At 47.9% G+C, this 5,121-nt stretch carries 3 protein-coding genes and 1 pseudogene; 2 read left to right on the forward strand and 2 right to left on the reverse strand.

Translation table 11 applies throughout. The features are described 5' to 3' along the window. Complete coding sequence (locus Xets_RS12940; protein ID WP_255430632.1) at positions 1-177, forward strand: antirestriction protein; 177 nt, start codon at positions 1-3, stop codon at positions 175-177. Continuing rightward, positions 176-2,485 (forward strand): annotated as a pseudogene (locus Xets_RS12945) (conjugative transfer ATPase); the annotation flags it as partial. The gene Xets_RS12940 and the pseudogene Xets_RS12945, both read left to right, overlap by 2 nt. Before the next feature lie 86 nt (positions 2,486-2,571). Here Xets_RS12945 and Xets_RS12950 read toward each other — a convergent pair. After that, positions 2,572-2,913: a hypothetical protein gene (locus tag Xets_RS12950; protein WP_187651811.1), complete on the reverse strand. Its 342-nt coding sequence runs from the start codon at positions 2,911-2,913 to the stop codon at positions 2,572-2,574. Next, complete coding sequence (locus tag Xets_RS28685) at positions 2,913-4,814, reverse strand: DUF637 domain-containing protein (RefSeq protein WP_370588236.1); 1,902 nt, start codon at positions 4,812-4,814, stop codon at positions 2,913-2,915. The genes Xets_RS12950 and Xets_RS28685 overlap by 1 nt, the downstream gene beginning before the upstream one ends. Between the last annotated feature and the right edge of the window lie 307 nt (positions 4,815-5,121).

Genomic DNA, 5,121 nt, shown 5'->3' on the forward strand with positions numbered 1-5,121 from the left:
CTGTGTGACGATGACCGGTGTGACCGATGGCAGTATCGGAAGGTGTCAGACCGCGTCGCCTATATCGTGCCCATGCGGCCGGATTCCTCTGGGGTCAATATGAGTACGACGGACTTTAAAGGTGAAGTCTCCGCCGATGCCTTTGGACTGATGGTGACACTGAGCGTATTGGGTTAGCCTGATCACCGGGCAACCGTGGCGCGGACAACAACGACAGACACGTATGGCAGTCTATCGCTGGCTGCCTGTTCACCAATCACAGGCAAACCACTCAACGTTATCTTCAGTGGCCGCACTCAATCAGGTCTGCGAGCGGCTGGTGTCGTCACTGGCGGCGGCGGGAATTGTGGCTGTCCGGCAGCATGGCGCGCAGATCCACAGTTGGTTGTTACGTCATTTTAATCCATCCTCGGACTGGGGTATGGCAAAAGCCGATTTTTATCGCACGGTGAGTGATGAAACGCCCCTGCAGCTCGATCTCCCGATCCATAATGACTTTGCCGAAAGCCTGTGGTTTACCCCGCCGGTGTCTGATCCTGACAATGGCATCTGGTGGTTTGATGGCCTGCCACATAAAGCGGTGCCGGTTGAACGTCTGCGCCGTCCGCCAGAACCGGGCACGCTGACGGGCGAAGTGAAACGGGGCGATAATATCAATGTGCTGATGGATATGATGCCGGCAGGCACTGTGGTCACGCTGACCATTGTGGCGCAGGCACAGGATACACTGGAAGAAAGCTCCACCCGACTGGCAAAAAATGCCGTAGGGGAAAATACCGAATCACTGCGCGTCCGGCAGGATGTACAGGCCGTGAAGGAATTACTGGGGAGACGCCATAAACTGTACCGCAGTGCACTGACCTTTCTGGTGTGCGGTCAGGATTTAGATAATCTGAACCAGCGGGTGCATCAGTTATCTTCCACATTACTGAGCGCCGGATTACAGCCCGTGCGACCTGAATTCAGTGTGTCCCCGCTGAATGCTTATTTACGTGCGTTGCCGATGGGCTTTAACCCGCAGAAAGACAAAAAACACTGGTACAGCCGCCTGACGTGGGTCCAGCATCTGGCAGGACTGATGCCGGTCACCGGACGCTCAACCGGCACCGGGCATCCGGGCTTCAGTTTCTTTAACCGGGGTGGAGCACCGCTGACCTTCGATCCGATGAACAAACAGGATCGTACCCAGAACGCGCACTTATTGCTATTTGGCCCGACCGGGGCAGGAAAATCCGCCACTTTGTGTGCCTCGCTGGTACAACTGATGGCGATCCACCGTCCGCGTCTGTTTATTGTCGAAGCCGGGAACAGTTTTGGACTGTTGGCAGACTATTACGCCAGTCTGGGGCTGACGGTGAATAAAATCGGTATCAAACCGGGTTGTGGCGTCAGTCTGGCCTTGTTTGCCGATGCGCATCAGTTGCTGCAACTCAGTCCTAAACACTTACGGATTAATGAAGCTGATATTCCGGAGACCGATGAAGCACAGGAAGAGGGGGACGAACAGCGTGATATTCTGGGGGAAATGGAAATTGCCGCCCGGCTGATGATCACCGGCGGTGAGAAAAAAGAGGAAGAGCGTTTAACCCGTTCAGATCGCGGTTTGATACGCGAAGCGATTATGATGGCGGCTCATACCAGTCATAAAGAACAACGGCAGATGCTCGCCTCAGATTTACAGAATGCGCTGTATGCCATCGCCCGTAATCATCAGCAGGACGAGCATGGTCAACCGTTAATCACTGCCCACCGACGGGCACGGGCGGATGAAATGGCCGGCGCCATGTCGATGTTTACCCAGGGGTTTGAGGGGGAACTGTTTAACCGCCCTGGCACACCGTGGCCGGAAGTGGATGTAACGTTAATTGATTTGGGAACACTTGCGCGTGAGAACTACTCGGCACAGATGGCACTGGCGATGGTCTCGCTGATTAACACAGTGAATAATCTGGCCGAACGCGACCAGTATCAGGACAGGGAACTGCAACTGGTGATTGATGAAGGGCATATCACTACCACCAACCCGCTGCTGTCGCCCTATATGACCAAGGTGGTGAAAATGTGGCGTAAACTGGGCGCCTGGCTGTGGCTGGCGACGCAAAATCTCGCCGACTACCCGGATACGGCTGAGAAAATGCTGAATATGGCGGAATGGTGGCTGTGCCTGACCATGCCGCCGGATGAAGTGGAGCAAATCGCCCGATTCAAAAAACTCAATGAAGAACAAAAAGCGGTGTTGCCCTCTGCCAGTAAACTCCCGCGTTGTTATACTGAAGGTGTCGTGCTGGCGAAAAAAATCGAAGCCTTGTTTCGGGTGGTGCCGCCGAGCCTCTATTTGACACTGGGCATGACGGAAAAAGAAGAAAAGGCAGAGCGTAGGGCATTAATGCGGGCACATCAATGTAGTGAATTGGATGCGGCGATGTCGGTGGCCAGAAAAATGGATGTGGAGCGGGGATTGAAGGTTGATTTTGTGGATCACTAAATATTATATTTAATTCATTGATTAGTAATCTTATTAATGGCAATTAGATGAGCTATCCCAGTGCTATGGCTGGGATAGCTTTCAGATTAGTCTTCGTACTTGAAGTCTACATTAAGCTTCATTTTTTCTACATCAACCGTCACTATACAGCCTGACCAATGAGGTGGTTGCTCCGAATTGATATTTTCGATAAAGAATTGTCTTAGTGAAACTAACAATTCTCTAACTCTTTCATTTGTTAACCCATCGTTCCCTTGAGGAGAAAACCAATTCATCTCATCAGCCGAGTTGATATAATCATATTTAAACTGACAGCAATCTCCTTCAGGAGATAATTCTGTATCCATGATGATTTTTTTTGCATCATCAGGGGCTGCGTTGTATAGCAACTGACCAATTTCGGCATATATTTTATCATCCAAACTCATTATTTACCCTCAGCTGTATTTTTAATGTTTAATTCAATTGGTCTATCTTTGCCTATAGTATAACTTACATCAAAACTACTAGGACGAGCACTATTATCACTATATCTAGGCTGTATTTTTACATCAACTGTCTTACCGGTTTTTAACGCATCAGCCCAAGTTCTCTCCATATTTCGCCATGAGCCGTACCTATTTAAGCTGGATTCCATAGGCACCATATTAAGTTTTTCACCGGGGCCATTGAAAATAGTACCGATCAAATGACCGCCATCATCTCCTGCATTACCTTGGTGACCGACCCTACGTTGCTGATAGTAATTGCGATCATTACTCGACAGAGTTAATGAGGCTTCAACGCTAATCGGCCTACTTAATGAATCAGTGAGGTATATTTTATTTCCATCCACATGATAAAGCGCATTTGGTTCGGGATTATTCATTTGCTTCTCCCAGGCTCTTTTTTTACCTGAGTCTACAACAATCACCTTGGGTGCTGTAGGCGAAGAACCCAGTTGATTCGCCTGTTGATTGTGGTTCCGTGTCCTGATGCTTTTTCCGGTCATCGAAAGTTTGGTGTCTTCGCCACTCAGAAATTTAGCGCCGTTAAGTACATACTCCAGTGCTTGACCAGTTCCATTTGTATAATTATCAATGACGGCACTATCTTTAGCCGATTCTTCATGTGTGAATGCAATAACACTATTATCGAAATAAAGTCTTCCAGAAAGGTCTTCGACGGATTGTAGTGCCTGATTGGCATACTCGCTAAGTGTAACAGCGCACATAGTTGGATTGGCTTGACACTCGGCTTTGAGGGATTCTCGCTTTCCTGCTAGTTTACTGCTCGTTCTTTCAAAGATAGGTGCCGTGTCTTCCCCTTTTTTCTTCGCGGCCTTGATTGCGTTATCTAACTCAATCAACTCATGTGCAAAGAAGTTATACTCAAGAACTATTTCACTAGCATTTGCACCACTGTTAACACCCTCTGCACTATTTGTAGCAAATGCACCGGCAATGCCCCCAATGATTTTACCGCCTGCTAGAATTTGTGCTGGATCATTAAATGTCTTAGCCAGTGTCACAGCTCCAAGTTCAGCTGCGAGTGCGCCAGCTGCTGCGCCTCTTGCATCTCCGCCACCAATGTGTGCAGCAATAGCTGATACTGCTGCATGACTAACCGCTTTTCCAGGAATGTCCAGTGCTTTGCCATAGTCCCCTATAACATTCGCCCCTTCAGCATTAATTTGATTACCCACATTGGAAAGTAACGCTGTAGCAAAATTATCTTTGAAACTACCACCATTAATTGCAGTATTTAGACTGGAACTGATAATTGACTGCCCTGCAACACGTTGGGCAACTTTGCTCCATTCTTGATTACTTAATAAAGGTGCTTTAGTTGCACCGTTAGCCGCTTTTTCCACGCCCATAAACTTGTCAAATCCGGCTAAAGCACCACCAATTGCCATTGAAGTGACGGTTGATTTTACCGTTTGACTGCTACCCATCTCTTTGAGAGTTTTGGATACATTGCCTTGGTTATTAATAAGGCTAACCGCCGCAGTAGACGCCAAAGATGCGATACCAGCAGAAACTGCGCCATATGTAGCAGTGCTTACTGTTGCTGCTGTTGCAGCACTAGCTCCAGCTGCCGCTGCTGCGCCACTGGCTGTACCTGCGGCAGCATTGGCGGCGGCGATAGTTGCCCCCGCACCTGCTGTGACGACAGCAACAGCAATAGCGATAACAGCAGAAACAGCAGGATTTAAATGCTGGCTCTCATAATTCCAACTCTTATAAGCATCCTGAACTTCATTCCAATGTACATCCCGGCGCTGATTTAACCCTTTTAACCAAGCTGTTTCAGGTGTATCACCAAGTGCTGCCAATGCAGCTTGCAAGGTTTGTCCTTTCTGTGTTTTGATATCAGCACTGATTCCATTTTCGGCATCAATTGTTAATTTTCCACCAATATGAACAGAAGGTAATATCCACGTTTCTTTTGAATAACCTTTATCTTGGTTTTTAATAAAAAAACCTTCAGAGTAATTAATGAATTGATTAAACTCTGTATCTTTAACTGCTTTAAAATTTATTTTACCGTGAGTACTAGGGGCTGTGGACGTTTTGTGACGGGAATTTGAACGGCATGATGATCTGGTATCATTGTTTTCGCCAAAAAACGGTTACCGTGAGAACATCATGCCA

The organism is Xenorhabdus sp. TS4, from assembly GCF_014467265.1.
Lineage (GTDB): Bacteria > Pseudomonadota > Gammaproteobacteria > Enterobacterales > Enterobacteriaceae > Xenorhabdus > Xenorhabdus ehlersii.